The organism is Pseudomonas sp. PGPR N4, assembly GCF_059693665.1.
Genome location: NZ_JCAUKV010000006.1, coordinates 89,570 through 110,680 on the forward strand (window position 1 = coordinate 89,570; position 21,111 = coordinate 110,680).

20 protein-coding genes are annotated in these 21,111 nt (G+C 60.4%); 2 read left to right on the plus strand and 18 right to left on the minus strand.

Translation table 11 applies throughout. The features are described 5' to 3' along the window. Positions 1–8 precede the first annotated feature (8 nt). Positions 9–494: a DUF2165 family protein gene (locus AC58X1_RS20585; RefSeq protein WP_150573383.1), complete on the minus strand. Its 486-nt coding sequence runs from the start codon at positions 492–494 to the stop codon at positions 9–11. Between the two features lie 167 nt (positions 495–661). Between AC58X1_RS20585 and soxR the strand changes: the two genes are divergently transcribed. Beyond that, a complete protein-coding gene (soxR, locus tag AC58X1_RS20590) occupies positions 662–1,126 on the plus strand; it encodes a redox-sensitive transcriptional activator SoxR (RefSeq protein WP_220633338.1) in 465 nt (154 codons plus the stop codon). A 122-nt stretch (positions 1,127–1,248) separates the two neighbouring features. Here soxR and brnQ read toward each other — a convergent pair whose 3' ends face one another. From brnQ to sdhC, 10 genes are all read right to left on the minus strand, one after another. After that, positions 1,249–2,562 carry a branched-chain amino acid transport system II carrier protein gene (brnQ, locus tag AC58X1_RS20595; RefSeq protein WP_497429387.1) on the minus strand — a complete coding sequence of 438 codons (1,314 nt, stop codon included), beginning with the start codon at positions 2,560–2,562 and terminating at the stop codon, positions 1,249–1,251. 310 nt (positions 2,563–2,872) lie between these two features. Then, a complete protein-coding gene (gene sucD / locus AC58X1_RS20600; RefSeq protein ID WP_101318141.1) occupies positions 2,873–3,757 on the minus strand; it encodes a succinate--CoA ligase subunit alpha in 885 nt (294 codons plus the stop codon). Continuing rightward, positions 3,757–4,923, minus strand: coding sequence for an ADP-forming succinate--CoA ligase subunit beta (gene sucC, locus AC58X1_RS20605; RefSeq protein ID WP_008091914.1), 1,167 nt, complete (start codon positions 4,921–4,923; stop codon positions 3,757–3,759). Before sucC ends, sucD begins: the two co-directional genes overlap by 1 nt. A 173-nt stretch (positions 4,924–5,096) precedes the next feature. Next, positions 5,097–6,533: a dihydrolipoyl dehydrogenase gene (lpdA, locus tag AC58X1_RS20610; protein ID WP_101318139.1), complete on the minus strand. Its 1,437-nt coding sequence runs from the start codon at positions 6,531–6,533 to the stop codon at positions 5,097–5,099. Between the two features lie 92 nt (positions 6,534–6,625). Further along, a complete protein-coding gene (gene odhB / locus AC58X1_RS20615) occupies positions 6,626–7,855 on the minus strand; it encodes a 2-oxoglutarate dehydrogenase complex dihydrolipoyllysine-residue succinyltransferase (RefSeq protein WP_497429388.1) in 1,230 nt (409 codons plus the stop codon). A gap of 42 nt (positions 7,856–7,897) precedes the next feature. Next, on the minus strand, positions 7,898–10,729 hold the full coding sequence (locus AC58X1_RS20620; RefSeq protein ID WP_101318135.1) for a 2-oxoglutarate dehydrogenase E1 component: 2,832 nt from the start codon (positions 10,727–10,729) through the stop codon (positions 7,898–7,900). Positions 10,730–10,974: 245 nt separating this feature from the next. After that, positions 10,975–11,679 (minus strand): succinate dehydrogenase iron-sulfur subunit, encoded by a 705-nt coding sequence (locus AC58X1_RS20625; RefSeq protein WP_101318133.1) that lies wholly within the window; start codon positions 11,677–11,679, stop codon positions 10,975–10,977. A 12-nt stretch (positions 11,680–11,691) separates the two neighbouring features. Beyond that, on the minus strand, positions 11,692–13,464 hold the full coding sequence (gene sdhA / locus AC58X1_RS20630) for a succinate dehydrogenase flavoprotein subunit (RefSeq protein WP_101318131.1): 1,773 nt from the start codon (positions 13,462–13,464) through the stop codon (positions 11,692–11,694). Between the two features lie 3 nt (positions 13,465–13,467). After that, a complete protein-coding gene (sdhD, locus tag AC58X1_RS20635; RefSeq protein ID WP_101318128.1) occupies positions 13,468–13,836 on the minus strand; it encodes a succinate dehydrogenase, hydrophobic membrane anchor protein in 369 nt (122 codons plus the stop codon). Beyond that, positions 13,830–14,216, minus strand: a complete 387-nt coding sequence (sdhC, locus tag AC58X1_RS20640) for a succinate dehydrogenase, cytochrome b556 subunit (RefSeq protein WP_178080755.1) — start codon at positions 14,214–14,216, stop codon at positions 13,830–13,832. The genes sdhD and sdhC overlap by 7 nt, the downstream gene beginning before the upstream one ends. Positions 14,217–14,566: 350 nt before the next feature. Between sdhC and gltA the strand changes: the two genes are divergently transcribed. Further along, complete coding sequence (gene gltA, locus AC58X1_RS20645) at positions 14,567–15,856, plus strand: citrate synthase (protein WP_101318124.1); 1,290 nt, start codon at positions 14,567–14,569, stop codon at positions 15,854–15,856. A gap of 67 nt (positions 15,857–15,923) precedes the next feature. On the opposite strand, the gene AC58X1_RS20650 is transcribed toward gltA, so the two are convergent. From AC58X1_RS20650 to AC58X1_RS20680, 7 genes are all read right to left on the minus strand, one after another. After that, entirely contained in the window at positions 15,924–16,529 is a 606-nt protein-coding gene (locus AC58X1_RS20650) for an START domain-containing protein (protein ID WP_101318122.1), read from the minus strand. A gap of 31 nt (positions 16,530–16,560) precedes the next feature. After that, complete coding sequence (locus tag AC58X1_RS20655) at positions 16,561–16,815, minus strand: YkgJ family cysteine cluster protein (protein ID WP_101318120.1); 255 nt, start codon at positions 16,813–16,815, stop codon at positions 16,561–16,563. Between the two features lie 115 nt (positions 16,816–16,930). Then, a complete protein-coding gene (locus AC58X1_RS20660; protein ID WP_150569700.1) occupies positions 16,931–17,419 on the minus strand; it encodes a hypothetical protein in 489 nt (162 codons plus the stop codon). Between the two features lie 63 nt (positions 17,420–17,482). After that, positions 17,483–18,925 (minus strand): aminotransferase-like domain-containing protein, encoded by a 1,443-nt coding sequence (locus AC58X1_RS20665; RefSeq protein ID WP_101318118.1) that lies wholly within the window; start codon positions 18,923–18,925, stop codon positions 17,483–17,485. A gap of 192 nt (positions 18,926–19,117) precedes the next feature. Continuing rightward, a complete protein-coding gene (locus tag AC58X1_RS20670) occupies positions 19,118–19,927 on the minus strand; it encodes an OmpA family protein (RefSeq protein ID WP_101318115.1) in 810 nt (269 codons plus the stop codon). After that, positions 19,924–20,277: a DUF4398 domain-containing protein gene (locus tag AC58X1_RS20675; protein ID WP_101318113.1), complete on the minus strand. Its 354-nt coding sequence runs from the start codon at positions 20,275–20,277 to the stop codon at positions 19,924–19,926. Before AC58X1_RS20675 ends, AC58X1_RS20670 begins: the two co-directional genes overlap by 4 nt. A 10-nt stretch (positions 20,278–20,287) precedes the next feature. Continuing rightward, positions 20,288–21,109 (minus strand): substrate-binding periplasmic protein, encoded by an 822-nt coding sequence (locus tag AC58X1_RS20680; RefSeq protein ID WP_101318110.1) that lies wholly within the window; start codon positions 21,107–21,109, stop codon positions 20,288–20,290. Between the last annotated feature and the right edge of the window lie 2 nt (positions 21,110–21,111).

Below are 21,111 nucleotides of genomic sequence, written 5' to 3' on the forward strand. Positions count from 1 at the left end.
GGTTCGGTTCATGCCCAGCGGCCGTTGAACAGGAAAAAGCTGCCCAACGTCCAGATCAGTAACGCCAGGTGACCGCGTTGCAGGTCGTCTTCGCGAATCCAGTAAGCGAACCAAAGGCCGCCCAGATGCATGGCCAACAGGCAGCCAGTGAAAGCGCTCAGGGCAACGTTGAGCCAAGGACGGGCTTGCTCCAGGCCGCCGCCGATAAGCAACAGGTAACACCCGATCCAGCACGCAAGCAAAGCAACGCACTTGAGCACCAGCAGCACGGACACGGCCAGGCGATGCCAGCGCACGGAGGTCAGCGCACGCTCCGACAGGATCGAATGGATAGCGGGTGGTTGTTGCAGCGACGTCATCGACATCGTCACCCCCACCGCGTGGACCAACTCACGAAACCCGCGCAGGTTATCGATCACAGCGATCGTCAGCCAAATGGCCAGGCCGACTGCGTACAGCGACTGAAACAGCCACACAGAACTATCCAAACTCATAGAAGTGCCTTTATCCGTAGTAGTGCTATTGCCCGTTGCCGCTGCAGACGGCTGCCATTGCAGCCAGCCCGCACGGGAGCACGCGCCGATCCCACGGCGCGCACGCAGATTTGCCAAATGCAGCGCGAGGCACTCTAATACCTCAAGTTATCTTGAGGTCAAGCGCCATGGACAAAGAACTCGAATCGACCGGCCCCTACCGGACATTGAGCGTCGGCGAGGTGGCCAGGCGCAGCGGCGTAGCGGTCTCTACCCTGCACTTCTATGAGTCCAAAGGGTTGATCACGAGCACGCGCAGCGAAGGTAATCAGCGCCGCTACTCGGCGATCATGTTGCGCTATATCGCCATCATCAAAGTGGCGCAGCGCACCGGGATTTCCCTGGAGTCCATCCGCGCAGCGTTCAGCCAGTACCCGGTAGGCAGCAAACTCACCGCGGCGCAGTGGAAGGTGATGTCGTCGCAGTGGAAGGCCAACCTCGATGAGCGCATTGAACGGCTGACGAGATTGCGTAACGAATTGGACAGTTGCATAGGTTGCGGCTGTCTATCGCTGGAAGACTGCCCGTTGCGCAACCCAGGTGATGTACTCGGTGAAGCAGGCCCTGGCCCGCAGATTCTGGAACGCTCCTAGTTGCACATTGTAAGCCACGCATAAAAAAACCCCGGATCCTGACGGACACGGGGTTTTGTCATTCAACTGCAGCAAACGCCCAAGCGGCTTGTGGCCAGCGCTCGCCAGAAGCTGTCAGTGCCTCACGCCAGGACCTCGCGCGGCTTGCCCAGCATCCAGTCGCAAAGCATCGCCGCGCCGAGGGTCAGCGCCGAAGGCACCAACCACGCCAGGCCTTGATCGCTCAGCGGCAGGTGCGCCACGACATCCGGCAGGATATGGGCAAGCGACGTGCCTTTGATCGCGTCGACAATGCCAAACAGTAACGACACGGCCATCACTGGGCCCATGATACGCACCGGCGAGTTCCAGATGCCTTTGCTGAAGCTCAGCGCCACCAGCACGATGCACGGTGGGTAAATGGCCGTCAGCAACGGGATCGAGAACATGATCAGCTTGGTCAGGCCAAGGTTGGAAACCACCAGCGAGAAACCGGCCAGGATCACCACCAGCGTGCGGTACGACAGCGGCAGAATCTGGCTGAAGTACTCGGCACAGGCGCAGGTCAGGCCAACCGCAGTCACCAGGCAGGCCAACGCGATCAACACCGCCAGGAAGCCGCTACCAAGCGAGCCAAAGGTGTGTTGCACGTAGGCATGCAGCACGGCCGCGCCGTTGGTAGCTTCAGCGGCGATGTCATGGCTGCCGGCACCGAGGCGGAACAGGCTGATGTACACCAGTGCCAGCCCTAACCCGGCGATCAGGCCAGCGATGACTGCATAGCGGGTGATCAGCTTTGGCGACTCTACGCCACGCGAGCGGATCGCGTTGACGATGACGATACCGAAGACCAGCGCCCCGAGGGTGTCCATGGTCAGGTAGCCATTGATGAAACCCTGCGAGAACGGCGCAGCAACGTAAGCCGGCTGTGCTTCGCCGATGGTCCCGGCAGGCAGCGCAAACGCAGCGATACCCAGGGCCGCCAGGGCGAGGATCTTCAGCGGTGCAAGGAAGCGGCCCACGGTATCGAGCAGCTTGCCGGGGTACATGGACACTGCCAGCACGATGATGAAGTAGACCAGGCTGTAGATGAACAACGCCAGCGGGCTTTCACCGGTCAACGGCGCTACGCCCACTTCGAACGACACCGTCGCCGTACGTGGGGTAGCGAACAGCGGGCCGACCGACAGGTAGCAGACCGCCGCCAGCAGGCCACCGAAGAACTTGCCGATCGGGCTGCTCAACGCGTCCATGCCGCCGCCGACCTTGGCCAGGGCAACCACGGTGATGACCGGCAGGCCTACTGCAGTGACGAGGAAGCCCAAGGCTGCCATCCACACGTGCGGGCCTGACTGCAAGCCAACGATCGGCGGGAAGATGATGTTGCCGGCGCCGACGAACAGCGCAAACGTCATAAAGCCAAGCGCCAGAATATCCTGGCCTTTGAGAACTTTCATTTAAGGAAATACCACACTACTGAAATCGGGATTTAGAGAGGGATTTCCCCTTGGATGAGGGAAATATGGGACCGTCCGGGTGGGACAGACCTTTTTGACATACCCGCACCCTTTTGGGGCGCCGACACGAAAGTGGGCGACAGTGTAACCAAGTTGCACCCCGACTGCACGGCTGGCTGACGAGGTGTCTCGCCAATGCAATTGGCTGTCGCGGTTATGAACGACAGCCCCAGTGAGCTGACTTGCGGTACTGCTGAAACGACAAAGGCCACCCGAAGGTGGCCTCTGTGCGCGTGGGGGGTCTAGCGTATTACTTCTTGGCTTCCCAGCCAGTCAGCTCGGCCAGGGCCTTGCCGATGTCGGCCAGCGAACGCACGGTTTTAACACCTGCGTCCTGCAGCGCTGCAAACTTCTCGTCTGCAGTGCCTTTGCCGCCAGAGATGATTGCACCAGCGTGACCCATACGCTTGCCCGCAGGAGCGGTAACACCAGCAATGTAGGAAACGACCGGCTTGGTCACGTTGGCTTTGATGTAGGCAGCGGCTTCTTCTTCAGCCGAACCGCCGATCTCGCCGATCATGACGATCGCTTCGGTCTGCGGGTCTTCCTGGAACAGCTTCAGGATGTCGATGAAGTTCGAGCCTGGGATCGGGTCACCGCCGATGCCGACGCAGGTCGACTGGCCGAAGCCGGCGTCGGTGGTCTGCTTGACAGCTTCGTAGGTCAGGGTGCCGGAACGCGACACGATACCGACCTTGCCTGGCAAGTGGATGTGACCTGGCATGATGCCGATCTTGCACTCGCCCGGAGTGATCACGCCTGGGCAGTTAGGGCCGATCAGGGTAACACCCAGTTCGTCGCACTTGACCTTGGCATCCAGCATGTCCAGGGTAGGAATGCCTTCGGTGATGCAGACGATCAGCTTGATGCCGCCCAGGGCTGCTTCAAGGATCGAGTCCTTGCAGAAAGGAGCTGGAACGTAGATGACCGAAGCGTCAGCGCCGGTAGCTTCTACAGCTTCTTTCACAGTGTTGAACACTGGCAGGCCCAGGTGAGTGGTGCCGCCCTTGCCCGGAGTCACGCCGCCAACCATCTTGGTGCCGTAGGCGATGGCTTGCTCGGAGTGGAAAGTGCCCTGCGAGCCGGTGAAGCCCTGGCAGATGACTTTGGTGTCTTTATTGATCAGGACGCTCATTACTTGCCCTCCGCAGCTTTGACAACTTGTTGAGCAGCGTCGGTCAGGCTGGTTGCAGCAATGATGTTCAAACCGCTTTCTGCCAGTACTTTAGCGCCGAGTTCGGCATTGTTGCCTTCCAGACGGACGACAACCGGTACCTTGACGCCGACTTCTTTCACAGCGCCGATGATGCCTTCGGCAATCATGTCGCAGCGAACGATGCCGCCGAAGATGTTGACCAGTACGGCGGCGACATTGCTGTCGGACAGGATGATCTTGAAAGCTTCGGTCACGCGCTCTTTGGTAGCACCACCACCTACGTCGAGGAAGTTGGCTGGCTTGCCGCCGTGCAGGTTGACGATGTCCATGGTACCCATGGCCAGGCCAGCACCGTTGACCATGCAACCGATGTTGCCTTCCAGCGCTACGTAGTTCAGCTCGAAGCTGGCAGCGTGGGCTTCACGAGGATCGTCCTGGGACGGGTCGTGGAAGGTCTTCAGCTTAGGCTGACGGTACATTGCGTTGGCATCGATGTTGATTTTGGCATCGAGGCAATGCAGGTCGCCGTCGGCCTTGATGACCAGCGGGTTGACTTCCAGCAGGGCCAGGTCGTGTTCTTTGAACAGCTTGGCCAGGCCTACGAAAATCTTGGCGAACTGTGCAACTTGCTTGCCTTCCAGACCCAGCTGGAACGCCAGTTCACGACCCTGGAATGGCTGAGCGCCAACCAGTGGATCGATAGTAGCCTTGATGATCTTCTCAGGAGTTTCGTGAGCGACTTTCTCGATGTCCACGCCACCTTCGGTGGAAGCCATGAACACGATACGACGGCTCGAACGATCGACTACAGCGCCCAGATACAGCTCTTTGGCGATGTCAGTGCAGGACTCGACCAGGATCTTGGTCACTGGCTGACCGTTGGCGTCAGTCTGGTAAGTCACCAGACGCTTGCCCAACCACTGTGCAGCGAACGCCTTGGCGTCTTCTTTGCTGCGAACCAGCTTGACGCCGCCCGCTTTACCGCGACCACCTGCGTGAACCTGGGCTTTTACAACCCACTCGGAACCGCCGATCTTGTCGCAGGCTTCTGCTGCTGCTTCAGGGGTGTCGACTGCGAAACCCTTGGAAACTGGCAGGCCGTATTCAGCGAACAGCTGCTTACCCTGATACTCGTGAAGATTCATGCTTTATACCGTCTTCGTTAGGTACTGCGCTTCGGCGCTGCGCCAACAATGGCGCCGCACCACCTGTGACCGTTAAACCTTCGGGTGGTCCCGAAGGTCCGGTCCGGCGGACGTTCCGCGGTGAGTCATGCACGCAGGACTCACGACGGGCGACCCGCCGTGGTTTCTTATAATTAACGCTTCTTGCGGTTGGCGACGTGAATGGCACCGCCATTCACAGCCAGAGCGGCTTCATGCAGCGCTTCGGACAGGGTCGGATGGCTGAACACCATCATGCCGATGTCTTCGGCGCTGGTGCCGAATTCCATTGCGATTGCGCCCTGCTGAACCAGTTCGGCAGCCGATGGGCCAATCACGTGCACACCCAGAACGCGGTCGGTCTTGGCATCGGCGATGACCTTGACGAAACCACCGGTGTCGTTGGCAGCCATCGCACGGCCGCTGGCCGCGAACGGGAAGGTGCCCACGTTAACCTCTACGCCTTCAGCCTTCAAGGCTTGTTCGGTCTTGCCGACCCAAGCGATTTCCGGGTGGGTGTAGATAACCGATGGGATCAGGTCGTAGTTCATCTGAGCCTTGTGGCCCTTGATGCGCTCGACAACCATGATGCCCTCTTCCGAGGCCTTGTGCGCCAGCATCATGCCACGCACCACGTCACCGATGGCGTACACGCCCGGCACGCTGGTTGCGCAGTAGTCATCGACGAAGATGTAGCCGCGCTCGTCGATGTCGACGCCGCTGTCGGCAGACAGCAGTTCGGTGGTCACTGGACGACGGCCGACCGCAACGATCAGCTTGTCGAAGGTGATCTTCTGCTCGCCGTTGGCATCGGTGTAAGTCACTTCGACTTCGTTGCCGTTGACTTGCGAGCCGGTCACGCGAGCGCCCAGCTTGATGTCCAGGCCTTGCTTGGTCAGGGTCTTCTGGGCTTCCTTGGCAACTGCAGTATCGGCAGCCATGAGGAAGGTATCCAGAGCTTCCAGGACAGTTACCTGAGCACCCAGACGCGACCATACCGAACCCAGTTCCAGGCCGATCACGCCAGCGCCGATCACGCCCAGACGCTGCGGAACGGTCTGGAATTCCAGGGCACCGGTGGAGTCGACGATGACGTTCTGATCGACCGGAGCCGGCGGAATGTCGATCGGACGCGAGCCGGAGGCCAGGATCACGTTTTCGGCTTCGATGATTTCGGTAGTGCCGTCAGCCTTGGTGACTTCGACTTTCTTGCCAGCCAGCAGTTTGCCGTGGCCCTGGATCGAAGTAACGCCGTTGGCCTTGAACAGGGTGGCAACACCGCTGGTCAGGTTCTTCACGATGCCAGCCTTGCGGCCAACCATGGCAGCAACGTCCATCTTCACTTCGCCAGTGGAGATACCGTGAACGTTGAAGCTTTCTTTGGCTTCCTTGTATTTCCAGGAGCTGTCCAGCAGCGCCTTGGAAGGAATGCAACCGACGTTCAGGCAGGTACCGCCCAAGGCCAGTTTGCCTTCGGCGTCGGTGTACTTCTCGATGCAGGCGGTGCTCAAGCCAAGCTGAGCGGCCTTGATCGCGGCAACATAGCCACCAGGGCCTGCACCAATCACTACCACGTCGAATTTCTGGGTCATAAAAGATTCCTTTTCAGCTACAAGCTGCAAGCCTCAAGCGGCAAGCGACGGGCTCGCACGGGAGCCGGCCGGTTGCCGCTTGCAGCTGCGTGTTAGATGTCCAGCAGCAGACGAGCCGGGTCTTCCAGCAGGTTCTTGATGGTGACCAGGAAGGTTACTGCTTCCTTGCCATCGATCAGACGGTGATCGTAGGACAGCGCCAGGTACATCATCGGGCGAATGGCAACCTGGCCATTGACCGCCATCGGACGCTGGATGATGTTGTGCATGCCCAGAATAGCCGCCTGCGGCGGGTTGACGATCGGGGTCGACATCATCGAGCCGAATGTACCACCGTTGGTGATGGTGAAGGTACCGCCGGTCATGTCTTCGATGCCCAGCTTGCCGTCACGAGCCTTCTTGCCGAAGGTGGCGATGCCGTTCTCGATTTCCGCCAGGCTCATCTGCTCGGCGTTGCGCAGTACTGGAACCACCAGGCCACGGTCGCTGGAGACGGCAACGCCGACGTCAGCAAAGCCGTGGTAGACGATGTCGGTGCCGTCGATCGAGGCGTTGACTGCCGGGTAGCGCTTGAGCGCCTCGGTAGCGGCCTTGACGAAGAACGACATGAAGCCCAGGCGTACGCCGTTGTGGGACTTCTCGAACAGGTCCTTGTACTTCGAACGCAGAGCCATGACTTCGGTCATGTCGACTTCGTTGAAGGTGGTCAGCATCGCCATGTTCGACTGGGCTTCGACCAGACGCTCGGCGATCTTGGCGCGCAGACGGGTCATCGGCACACGCTTCTCGGTACGGTCGCCAGTGGCGGTCAGTACTGGAGCGGCAACAGCAGCGGCTGGCTTGGCAGCAGGAGCCGCGGCAGGCGCGGACTTCTTGTTGGCAACGGCAGCAACCACGTCTTCCTTGGTGATACGACCGCCTTTGCCAGTGCCGGCGACGGTAGCCAGATCGATACCACCTTCTTCAGCCAGCTTGCGCGCGGCCGGTGCAGCGATCGGGTCGTCTTCGCCAGCGTCGGCAGCAGCGGCCGGGGCAGCGCCGCCAGCAGCAGGCGCGGCAGCAGCAGGTGCAGCGGCAGCAGCGCCGCCTTCAACGATCGAGCCCAGCAGTTCGTCGGAGAGGACGGTGTCGCCCTCGCCCTTGACGATCGGGCCGAGGACGCCGTCGGCAGTGGCGAGCACTTCCAGGACGACTTTGTCGGTTTCGATGTCAACGATCAGCTCGTCACGCTTGACGGCGTCGCCCGGCTGTTTGTGCCAGGTGGCAACGGTGCCGTCGGCAACCGATTCCGGGAAGGTTGGGGCTTTGATCTCGATAGCCATTAGCAGTGTTTCCTTAAATTCGGTTTCAGGTGCGCGAAAGCATTAAACAGTGAAGGCGTCTTGCAGCAGTTTTTCCTGCTGTTCAGCGTGCTTCGATGCGTAACCACAGGCTGGCGCGGCAGAAGCGTCGCGGCCGGCGTATTCCAGGACCAGTGCCTTGTTGTGGCGGCCCAGGATACGGCGCATGTGGTGCTGGCTGCTGTACCAGGCGCCTTGGTTCATTGGCTCTTCCTGGCACCAGACGGCGGCCTTGAGGTTGCTGTACGGCGCCAGGATTTCGACCAGGTCGTCTTCCGGGAACGGATACAGCTGCTCGATACGCACGATGGCGATATCTTCGCGGCCTTCGGCACGGCGTTTTTCCAGCAGGTCGTAGTAGACCTTGCCACTGCACAGGATCAGGCGCTCGACCTTGGCCGGATCGAGGGTATCGATTTCCGGGATCACGGTCTGGAACGAGCCTTCTGCCAGGTCTTCCAAGGTCGACACGGCCAGCTTGTGGCGCAGCAGCGACTTCGGCGTCAGGACTACCAGCGGCTTGCGCAGCGGGCGGATCACCTGGCGACGCAGCAGGTGGTAGATCTGTGCCGGGGTGGTCGGTACGCACACCTGGATGTTGTGCTCGGCGCACAGCTGCAGGTAACGCTCCAGACGCGCCGAGGAGTGCTCAGGACCCTGGCCTTCGTAGCCGTGCGGCAGCAGCATGGTCAGACCGCACAGACGGCCCCACTTGTGCTCGCCACTGGTGATGAACTGGTCGATCACCACTTGCGCACCGTTGGCGAAGTCGCCGAACTGGGCTTCCCAGATCACCAGCGCGTTTGGCTGAGTGGTCGAGTAACCGTATTCGAACGCCAGAACTGCTTCCTCGGACAGGAACGAATCGTACAGATCGAAACGTGGCTGGCCCGGGTACAGGTTCTGCAGCGGGATATAGGTGCTGGCGTCCTTCTGGTTGTGCAACACCGCATGGCGGTGCGAGAAGGTGCCGCGGCCGATATCCTGACCGGTCATGCGGATCGGGTGACCTTCGAAGGCCAACGTGGCGTACGCCATGGTTTCGGCATAGCCCCAGTTGATCGGCAAGCCACCGGCCTGCATCTTCTGGCGGTCTTCGTAGATCTTCGACACCTGACGCTGCACGACGAAGCCTTCCGGCATCTCCAGCAGTTTGGCCGACAGGTCCTGCAAGGTCTTGAGGTCAAAACGGGTGTCGTGACGCGCGGTCCAGGCATGGCCCAGGTATGGACGCCAATCAACGAACAGTTCGCGGTTCGGCTCCTTGACGAGGCTCTTGACCACATGCAGACCGTTGTCCAGTGCGTTGCGGTACTCGTCGATCTTGGCCTGAGCACGCTCGGCATCGACACGACCGGCCTGGATCAGCGACTCGGCGTACAGCTCACGGGTGGTGCGCTGCTTGCTGATCTGCTGATACATCAGTGGCTGGGTGCCGTTAGGCTCGTCCGCTTCGTTGTGGCCGCGGCGACGGTAGCAGACCAGGTCAACCACCACGTCACGCTTGAACTGCATGCGGTAATCGATGGCCAGCTGGGTCACGAACAGCACTGCTTCCGGATCATCACCGTTGACGTGCAGGATCGGCGCCTGAATCATCTTGGCGACGTCGGTGCAGTACTCGGTGGAACGCGAGTCGAGCGGGTTGCTGATGGTGAAACCAACCTGGTTGTTGATCACGATGTGCACGGTGCCGCCGGTCTTGAAACCGCGGGTCTGCGACATCTGGAAGGTTTCCAGTACCACACCCTGGCCAGCGAACGCAGCATCACCGTGAATCGAGATCGGCAGTACCTTGTCGCCAACGCTGTCGTTGCGACGGTCCTGACGGGCGCGCACCGAACCCTCCACCACTGGCGAGACGATTTCCAGGTGGGACGGGTTGAACGCCATGGCCAGGTGAACTTCACCACCCGGGGTCATCACGTTCGACGAGAAGCCCTGGTGATATTTAACGTCACCCGAGCCCAGCTCGTTCATCTTCTTGCCTTCGAACTCGTCGAACAGCTCGCGCGGGTTCTTGCCGAAGGTATTGACCAGCACGTTCAGACGGCCACGGTGGGCCATGCCGATCACGACTTCCTTGGTGCCGTAGGAGCCCGAGCGCTGGATCATTTCGTCCAGCATCGGGATCAGGCTCTCGCCGCCTTCCAGACCGAAGCGCTTGGTACCTGGATACTTGGTGCCCAGATACTTCTCGAGGCCTTCACCTGCGGTGACACGCTCAAGCAGATGCGCCTGCACATCAGCGGAAAACTCCGGACGCCCACGCACGCTTTCGAGACGCTGCTGGAACCAGCTACGCTGCTCGGAATCGACGATATGGGTGAACTCGGCGCCGATGGTGCGACAATATGTCTTCTCCAGCGCATCGTGAATTTCGCGTAGGCTCGCTTCCTCTTTGCCGATGAACAGGTCGCCGGCACGGAAGGTCGTATCAAGATCGGCATTGGTCAAGCCGTAGTGATTGATCGACAGGTCTACGGGCGCAGGGCGCTGCCACAACCCCAACGGGTCGAGCTTGGCAGCCTGATGGCCGCGCATACGATAGGCCTGGATCAGTCGCAGAACTTCAACCTGCTTCTTCTCGTGTTCACTGCTCACGCTCCCGGCGGAAACCGGTTGAGCGCGGCGCTGGTTCTTTGCCAGCAGTACGAAATGGTCGCGGATTGTCGAGTGCGATACATCGGTAGCGGTGCTGCCGTCGGCGGGCAACTTCTGGAAGTAGGTGCGCCACTCTTCTGGCACAGCGTTAGGGTCGTGCAGGTAGAGTTCGTAGAGCTCTTCCACATATGCAGCGTTACCACCTGAAAGGTGGGCGCTTTCCCACATGCGCTGCATCACGCTTTCTTGCATGCTTGGTCACCCTCGTTCGGGGACGAATCGGCAAGTACCTCAATACGCATGAGAAAGCCCGAGAACAGCGACCAATCACGCCACCGAGGATCCTGCAGATTTTCCGGGTACCAGCCCGGAAGCCCCTGCTGGTCTCAAATCTTCATAGGTAATGGGCGTGGGCCTTATCGACCCCTGCCCGGGTTTCACCTCCGCGCGGGCTCACCACCCGCGCTTCAGTGTCTTGCACTTGCAACAGCTGTGTATCAGGTGCCGCTTTGCAGCAGCATGTTACGTACGTGACCGATTGCCTTGGTCGGATTCAGACCTTTAGGGCAAACGTTTACGCAGTTCATGATCCCGCGGCAGCGGAATACGCTGAACGGGTCATCCAGGGACGCCAGGCGCTCCTGAGTTTTCGTGTCGCGGCTGTCGGCCAGGAAGCGATAGGCCTGCAGCAGTGCAGCTGGACCGAGGAACTTGTCCGGGTTCCACCAGAACGACGGGCAGGAAGTCGAGCAGCAAGCGCACAGGATGCACTCGTACAGACCGTCCAGCTTCTCGCGCTCTTCTGGCGATTGCAGGCGTTCGATAGCCGGAGCTGGCGAATCGTTCTGCAGAAATGGCTTCACCTTCTCGTACTGCTTGTAGAAGATGCTCATATCGACGACCAGGTCACGGATAACTGGCAGGCCCGGCAGCGGACGCACGACCAATTTGTTACCTTTTACTACGGCAGACAGCGGCGTGATGCACGCCAGACCGTTCTTGCCGTTGATGTTCATGCCGTCGGAACCACAGACGCCTTCACGGCAGGAGCGACGATAGGAGAAACCTTCGTCCTGCTCCTTGATCAGTGCCAGCACGTCCAGCACCATCAGGTCCTTGCCACCGGTGTCGACTTCGAAAATCTGAGTTTTCGGCGCCGAGTCGGTGTCCGGGTTGTAGCGATATACTTCGACTTTCAACATAGCGGCCACCCCTTAGTAAGTCCGGATTTTTGGCTCAAACGCCGGTACGGTCTTCGGTGCGAAGTTGACTGCGCGCTTGGCAACCCGCTTCTCACCTGGGAAGAACAGGGTGTGGCACAGCCAGTTTTCGTCGTCACGATCTTCGAAGTCTTCACGGGCGTGAGCACCGCGCGACTCTTTACGCACTTCTGCGGCGATCGCAGTAGCTTCGGCAACTTCCAGCAGGTTCTGCAGCTCCAGCGCTTCGATCCGCGCGGTGTTGAAGGCCTGGGACTTGTCGTTGATCTTGACGTTGCCAATACGCTCGCGCAGCTGAGCCAGCTGCTCGATGCCCTTCTGCATGTATTCGCCGGTGCGGAACACGCCGAAGTAGTTCTGCATGCAGCTTTGCAGCTCGCGACGCAGGGTAGCCACGTCTTCGCCATCGGTGCGCTGATTGAGCTTGTTCAAGCGGCTCAGGGCGACTTCGATGTCGGTGTCGCTGGCGTCGGTGTAGGTGATGCCGTCGGACAGCGCTTTTTCCAGGTGCAGACCAGCAGCACGACCGAACACCACCAGGTCGAGCAGCGAGTTGCCGCCCAGGCGGTTAGCGCCGTGAACCGATACGCAAGCCACTTCACCCACGGCGAACAAGCCCGGGATGATCTGGTCGACGCCGTCGGCGTCCTGGGTCATGGCCTGACCATGAATGTTGGTGGCAACGCCGCCCATCATGTAGTGGCAGGTTGGTACGACCGGCACCGGCGCGACCACTGGGTCGACGTGGGCGAAGGTCTTGGACAGCTCGCAGATGCCTGGCAGACGGCTGTGCAGCACTTCTTCGCCGAGGTGGTCGAGCTTGAGCATCACGTGGTCGCCATTCGGACCACAGCCGTTACCGGCGATGATTTCCTTGACCATCGAGCGGGCCACAACGTCACGACCGGCAAGGTCCTTGGCGTTAGGCGCATAGCGCTCCATGAAACGCTCGCCGTGCTTGTTGATCAGGTAACCGCCTTCACCGCGGCAACCTTCGGTGACCAGTACACCGGCGCCGGCGATGCCGGTCGGGTGGAACTGCCACATTTCGATGTCTTGTACCGGAACGCCTGCACGCAGGGCCATGCCGATACCGTCACCGGTGTTGATCAGGGCATTGGTGGTCGACGCGTAGATACGGCCCGCACCACCAGTCGCCAGTACAGTGGCCTTGGCCTTGATGTACAGGGTTTCGCCGGTTTCGATGCAGATCGCGATCACACCAACGAATGCGCCGTCCTGGTTTTTCACCAGATCGACTGCGTAGTACTCGTTGAGGAAGGTGGTGCCGGCTTTCAGGTTGCCCTGGTACAGGGTGTGCAGCAGCGCGTGACCGGTACGGTCGGAAGCTGCGCAGGTGCGCGCCGCCTGACCGCCCTTGCCGAAGTCCTTGGACTGGCCACCGAACGGACGCTGGTAGATACGGCCAGTTTCGGTACGCGAGAACGGCAGACCCATGTGGTCCAGCTCGAACACCGCAGCCGGGCCTTCCTGACACATGTATTCGATAGCGTCCTGGTCACCAATGTAGTCCGACCCCTTGACGGTGTCGTACATGTGCCAGCGCCAATCGTCGTTCGGGTCAGCCGAGGCGATTGCACAGGTGATGCCGCCCTGGGCGGATACAGTGTGCGAACGGGTCGGGAAGACCTTGGTGATCACGGCAGTCTTGTGACCGCCTTGGGCCAGCTGCAGCGCAGCGCGCATGCCGGCACCGCCACCACCAACAATGATGGCGTCGAATGAAATCGTTGGAATCATAGCCATGAATCAGATACCCCAGAGAATCTGCACACCCCAGACGAAGTAAGCGAACATCGCAACGCCGCATACCGCCTGGAACAGGAAACGAATCGCAGTCGCCGACTTGCCCAGCGCCATTGGCGTCAGGTAGTCAGTGGCGATGGTCCACATGCCGACCCAGGCGTGAGCGCCAAGGGCCACCAGGGCCAACAGACTGAAGATTCGCATCGCATTGTTGGAGAACAGAGCGTGCCACTGGGCAAACTCGATACCCGGGTGGGCGACGAGGTAGCCGATCAGGAAGATGAAGTAAGCCGCGAGAACGACCGCAGATACGCGCTGCGCCATCCAGTCATAGAGGCCCGAACGCGAGAGGTTCGTGACGTTAGTTACCATATCCAAACTCCTGCCAGCACGATCACCACTACGGAAACAGCGATGATGATTTTCGAGCCCAGTCTTCCGCCTTCCAGTGTCTCACCGACGCCCATGTCCATGATCAAATGGCGCACACCGGCAACCAGGTGATACAGCAAGGCAGAGAGGAGACCCCACGCCACGAACTTGGCCAGCGGACTGGTCAAGCACGCCTTCACCTCGCCGAAACCTTCCTCCGAACCCAGGGATTTGCTCAATGCGTAAAGCATGATCGCCAAGCCCAGGAAGAGAATGATGCCGGAGACACGGTGCAGGAATGACGTAATACCGGTAATGGGGAGTTTGATGGTCCTTAGGTCTAGGTTTACAGGTCGTTGGCTTTTCACGGCTTTTTTCACACTGAAGAGCCCCAAGCTAACAGGGCAAAGTTGTTGGTAAGTGTACTGGTCAGGTACCCACCACCCAGAGAACGGCGACCCCCAGCAATCGGGCTTGCAAGCCCTTGGCGGTCGGCTGCCGAGTATAGACAGTTAGGCTGCTTATGACAACGTGATGGGCTAGCCCAAATAGCGCATTGCCTTTAGCGAACAAAAGGCGTAAACGGGCGCCAATTTCTTGAAAAATCAGGCCTTAGGGGGTGATTCAACCCACCTTTAGGCAAATTGACATCTGAATTTATCCCTCTATAGTGGTGCGGGCCCTGCGTGGGGGGTCTGTCTGATGATTTCAAGCATTAATAGGAGGCCACATGGCTGACAAAAAAGCGCAGTTGGTCATCGAGGGCGCAGCCCCCGTCGAGCTGCCCATTTTAACCGGCACCGTTGGTCCCGATGTAATCGACGTCCGCGGGTTGGGGGCTTCTGGTCACTTCACCTTCGACCCAGGTTTCATGGCGACTGCCTCGTGCGAGTCGAAGATCACCTACATTGACGGCGACAAGGGCATCCTGCTGCACCGCGGCTACCCGATCGAGCAGCTCGCCGAGCAATCGGACTACCTCGAAACCTGCTACCTGCTGCTCAACGGCGAACTGCCGAATGCCGAGCAGAAGGCGCAGTTCGTCAGCACCGTCAAGAACCACACCATGGTTCACGAGCAGCTGAAGTCGTTCTTCAACGGTTTCCGCCGCGACGCTCACCCGATGGCGGTGATGTGCGGTGTGGTCGGCGCCCTCTCGGCGTTCTACCACGACTCCCTGGATATCAATAACCCGCAACACCGCGAAATTTCCGCGGTGCGCCTGGTCGCGAAAATGCCGACCCTGGCAGCGATGGTTTACAAGTACTCCATGGGCCAGCCGATGATGTACCCGCGCAACGACCTGTCGTACGCGGAAAACTTCCTGCACATGATGTTCAACACCCCGTGCGAGATCAAACCGATCAGCCCGGTGCTGGCCAAGGCGATGGACCGGATCTTCATCCTCCATGCCGACCACGAGCAGAACGCTTCGACCTCCACCGTACGTCTGGCCGGCTCGTCGGGTGCCAACCCGTTCGCCTGTATCGCAGCCGGCATCGCCGCACTGTGGGGCCCGGCTCACGGCGGCGCCAACGAAGCCGTACTGACCATGCTCGATGAAATCGGCGATGTTTCCAACATCGACACTTTCATCGCCAAGGCCAAGGACAAGAACGATCCGTTCAAGTTGATGGGCTTCGGTCACCGCGTCTACAAGAACCGCGATCCGCGCGCCACCGTGATGAAGCAGACCTGCGACGAAGTCCTGCGCGAGCTGGGCATCAAGGACGACCCGCAACTGCAACTGGCCATGCGCCTTGAAGAGATCGCTCTGACCGATCCGTACTTCATCGAGCGCTCGCTGTATCCGAACGTCGACTTCTACTCGGGGATCATCCTCAAGGCGATCGGCATTCCGACCAGCATGTTCACCGTGATCTTTGCCCTGGCACGTACTGTCGGCTGGATCTCGCACTGGAAAGAAATGCTCTCCAGCCCGTACAAGATTGGCCGTCCACGCCAGCTGTACACCGGTGAGCCGCAGCGCGATATCGTCAACCTGACGGATCGCAAGTAAGCATCGCTGGTTTAATGCTGAATGCGTAAAAAAGGCTGCCCTCGGGCAGCCTTTTTGCATTTGCCGATCAGGGCTTCTCGGCGCGCTCGCGCAGCGCCTGCAGGGTATTGAACGGTGCATCCACGACGAATTTGTTGGCGAGCCAGGACGGCACGCTGCCACCTGGCTCGGTGTGCACCTGATAGGTCACCTCAGTGCTGTCACCCTTGGGCACCAGCTTCCAGAAGCCTTCAACCTTGGCCACCCGCACAAAACCCTTTTCTGCCGGCAGATAATCGGGCTTTTCTTCCAGCGTGCGCAGCAGGCTGCCGTCCGCTTGCTGAGTGGTGGTAACCAGCATCACCGAGTCGCGCGGGGTAACCAGCGGCGGCGTATTGAAGCGGCTGTAAGTCCAGGTTTGATCACCCTCATGCTTGAGCAGCTTCTGCGACTCGCACTCATGGATCCAGGCACAGGCCCCGGCGACGTCTTCCTGCAGCGCCTTGACCTTGGCCAGCGGTGCCTTGATCACCGTCACGCCGCGGTAGGCCTTGTACTGCGACCCTGCCACCTCGCTGAGCGACACGGTGATGCCGTCCTTGTCCTTGGCCACCTGCCAGTTTTCTGCCCAGGCGGCCGGAGCCAACAACACACCCATGCCACACAGCAGTGCAATACGCTTGAACGATCTCATCATGCTTATCCTTGTTGTCGAAGATACCGTGTCACGCCGCCGTCATCTGCTCCAGCCAGCCAAGAAGCCTGATTGCCTCGTCACTGTCACTGCCACACACCTCGACATCGGCCTTGAAGCCACCACACACTGCGGGGCGCTCCGGCCTGCCGAAAAGCTCACAGAGATTGCTCGGCGTCAGGTGCAGGCAGCGCTCACCGGCCGGCTTGCCATGTGGCATGCGCGGCATGGGCGAGCTGATCGAAGGGGCGATGCAGCATGCACCGCAACCCTCTCGGCATTTCATCAAGTCTAGACTCCTGGAACAAAACGGGACGAACGTCCCTGATAGTAACGACTCAAACATTCGTTTGAAATTGCTGGCCAGATGAAATCTGCCGTGACCCGGCAGTCAGTTGCAGTTACTGGCGGAATTGAAAATCGATGGCAGCGCCTTCGACTTCACGCCGGCTGTCATTGCGCAACTGCAGCTGCATCTCGTTGTTGATCAAGCGCCCGTTGAGCTGAAATGGGCTGTCATCCGCCGGCGGGTTCTCCGGGAACATCGACGGCAGCAGAGGCTTGCGCCGTTGCGACGACAAGGTATTCACCTCCGGCTCCAGCTTGTCGACCAGGTGCGTAGGCAAGCTGAGGTCGAGCTTGGTCTTGGGTACCGGTTTGGCCACAGCCTTGCTGACTGCCTTGCGCTTGTTTCTCGCCACAGGCTTGGCCTTGGCCTTCTTGCGTACCGCAGCCTTTGCCGGGGGCGTGCTCGCCTTGCCAGCGGTGGCTTTGCTGGCCGCCTTGGCCGGGGCAGCGACGGGCGCTGTGGACGCAGCCTGCAGCGCACCGCTGGAGAAACACAGCGGAGCCAGGCAAAACAACAGGGCAAAACAGCGAAGCGCTTTCATGAACTCCATAAACACCGCTGAATGACAGGACTATGCTGGCGGTTCCGCCTGAGTCTGGCAAGACTAGAACAGTGAACTGGCCGAGTCTTTGCACAATTGATGGGCCAGCAGGCCAAGGGTGATCACGGCGCGCTCGGCTTCCTTGTTCCACGGGATACCGCAATTGAGCCGAATACAGTGGTTGAACTGCTCGGTATTACTGAAGATCAACCCTGGCGCGATACTGATGCCCTGCTCCAGCGCGCGCACATGCAACTCCTGGGTGTTGACCCGCCCAGGCAGACTCACCCAAAGGATGAAACCGCCGGTTGGCCGGGTCATTTGCGTGCCCTCAGGGAAGTGCTGCTGCACCGCCAACTGATACGCACTGAGGTTCTTGCGGTATTCCTGGCGGATAAAGCGCAGGTGGCGGTCATAGCCGCCGTTTTCCAGGTACGCCGACACCCCCATCTGAGTCACGCTGCAAGCCGAGTGGGTAGTGAAAGTCTGCAAGCGCTGGATCTCGGCCTGATAACGGCCGGCAATCATCCAGCCCACCCGTACGCCGGGCGATAAGGTCTTGGAAAAGCTTGAGCAGTAGATCACCCGATCCAGCCGGTCGTAGGCCTTGAGTGCCTTGGTGCGGCCCTGTTCGAACATCAGCTCGCCGTAGATATCATCCTCGACGATCTGGATGTCGAAGTCCGACGCCAGCCGCAGCAGCTGCTTCTGGCGCTCTTCCGGGATGGTGCCGCCAAGCGGGTTGCTCAATCGCGCAGTCAGTACCAGCGCCTTGATCGACCACTGATTGGCCGCCAGCTGCAATGCCTCAAGGCTGATGCCGTTGGCAGGGTCGCTGGGGATCTCGATGACTTTCAGCCCAAGCAGATCAGCCAGTTGCAGCAGACCGTAATAGGTCGGCGACTCGGCTGCGATCAGGTCGCCCGGCCGGGTCAGCACGCGCAGCGACATCTGCAGCGCATCGACACAGCCATGGGTCACGATGATCTCACTCGGGTCGACCAACACACCGGCATCACGCATGCGAATGGCTATCTGTCGACGCAGTGGCTCGAAGCCCGGGCTGAACATGTAACTGAACGCGCGCGGGCTATGAAAACGGGTGACCTTGGCCAATTGCTGGTGTAGCGCTCGTACCGGCAGATAGTCGACATGTGGCACGGCAGCGCCGAACGGGAACACGCCATCCCGACGCGCCTCGGTCAGTACCTGCTGGATGATGGTCGCGCGGGTGACCAGGCCAGGCCGCTCGACGCGAGCGATGTCCGGCGTCTGCGCAGTCAACGCTGGCGTCTGGTGCACATAGTAGCCGGACTGCGGCCGTGCGCGGATCAGCCCCTGATCTTCCAGGTTGGCGTAGGCCTGAAGCACGGTTGCGTGGCTGACATTGAGCTGCGCGCTCATCTTGCGCACCGACGGTACTCGCTCACCGGGCTGGTAGACACCGCGACGGATGTCCTCAGCCAGTTGCTGGGCGATGCGCTGGTACAGCAGCAGGTTGGTCATGACGGATTCTCGAAGCGCGGACGGGTCGTTGTTTTTATGCGACTCACTGACAGGCAGAATACCGGAACAGTTGCAAAGTGTACGGGGACAGATTGCAGAATAGTCGACATTACAGTTACGTGACCAGCACCCTTTCAGGGTTTATCCACGCCAGCTCGCGCGGCCATGCAACGGCCCCGCGAGCAACGTCCGTCAGCGTGGCGCGGCGAGTTTGCCCTTGTCGTCCGAGAAGACGATCTCGACTCGGCGGTTCTGCGCCCTGCCCCGCTCCGAAGCATTGACGTCGATCGGGTACTGGTCGCCGTAACCCTCGACCTGAATACGCTTCTCGTCGATACCCAGATCGACCAGCATATCGGCCACGGCCTGTGCACGATCACGCGACAGTTTGAGGTTGTCTTCCGGCGTACCAGTGCTGTCGGTGTAACCCTCGATGCGGATCACGCGGCGCGGATTGAGCTGGAGAAACTGCACCAGCTTGAGCACGGTGCGACTTGCCGAATTCTTCAGATCAGCCCGACCGGTGTCGAACAGCACATCGCCGAGGGTCATCACCAGGCCGCGTTCGCTCTGCTCGGAGGCCAGCGCGCTGATCTGGGCTTCGACCCACTTGCCTTGCTGCTGCACACTGGCCAGCTTGGCCTCACGTAGCGCCAATTGCAGGCGCTGACGCTCCAGATCAAGCTTGGCGATGCGCTCCTGATTCAACGACAGCTTGGCGTGCTCGGCAGCGATCTCGCTGTAGCGCTGGCTCAGATAAGCGTAGTGGCGCACATCGGCACCGGTGCCGATGTAGCTGGACAAGCGCTCGGCCTTGGCAAGCGACTCGCCGGCGCGGATCACGTCGCGTGGCGCACTGCGCAGCACGTTGGAGTCATCCTTGACCTTCTGGAACGCCGCGCTGGCGTCCTCCAGGGCCGACTCGCTGCGCTGGCTGGCACAGCCCTGCAGACCGACCAGCGCCAGCAATGCCAGCGCCGCGATTGGCGTAGTGCGATTCATGGCTGCGCCTCCAATTGCTTGCGCAAGCGCTTGACGCGCGACTGCAGCACGGTCAACTGCTCTTCGCTCTTGAGCGTCAATACCTGTGCCTCGGCCAGGCGCGCATCCAGTTCGGCCTGCTCGGCGCGCATGCGTGCATCGCGATTGTCCTGGCTGAGCAGATTGGCTTTGGCGCGAGTCAGTTTTTCGTCTGCCAGCTTCAGCGCTTCGACCTGATCGGTGGCACCGACGGCCTTGGCCTGCTCCAGCGCCTGCTCGGACAGCCGCAGTTGTTCAGTGGGCGCCGGATCATTGGCACAGCCAGCCAGGCTGGTGATGGCCAGGGCCAGCATCAAGGGTTGGATTCTCAACACGGTCTTCCTACTGTTTGGGGGCATCCTGGGGCACCAACATCTGCGCCTTCCAGCGTTCGACGTTACGTTGCAGCACCGTTTCGGATGCACCGGAGATCGGCAATTCTGTCAGTTTTTTTGCCAGTTGTCCGCGCAACCAGGCGTCATTGCAGGCCGAGTTGTGCGACACCGCCAGGTACAGCCCGGGGCGGTCCACCGGCAGGCCACGGGCGATCAGGTCATTGGCCATGCCCAGGCCCTGGACCATGGCCATGCCCGAGTAGCGCCCGGCCAGCACATAATCAACCTGACCGAGCACCAGCTTCTGGAACGCCTGAGTCAGGTTCTGCGCCGGCACCAGCTTGAGCTGCGCCTTGGCAAAGGCCTCGAAGGCCGGGGTCAGCCGCGCCCGCTCGGACAAAGTGCCCTGGTAACGAGCCAGATCAGCCGGCCCGTCGAACACCACGGCGCCGTCATGCCGGGTCCAGACCAGGTATTCATTGAGCTGCAGCGCAGGGTGGATGTAATCCAGGGCATCCAGTTGGGTTACCTGCATGGGCGTATCGAGCAACAGGTCCATACGCCCGCTGCGCACCTCTTCCAGCGCTTGATCGCGGCGGCCGGCGTGCAGCACTTCAAGCTTCAGGCCAAGCTCGGTCGCCACCTGGCGCAGCAGGTCGACGTTGGCCCCGATCAGGTGCCGCGGGTCTTGCGGGTCCTGCCATGAATAAGGCGGCGCATCCGGGCTGCCGGTGGCGACCAGGCGCTCGCACTTGCCGGCCGCCATGACCGCAGGCGACATCAGCGCGGCCAGGCAGACCAGCGCCCTGCCCGTTCTGCGAAAATTCATCC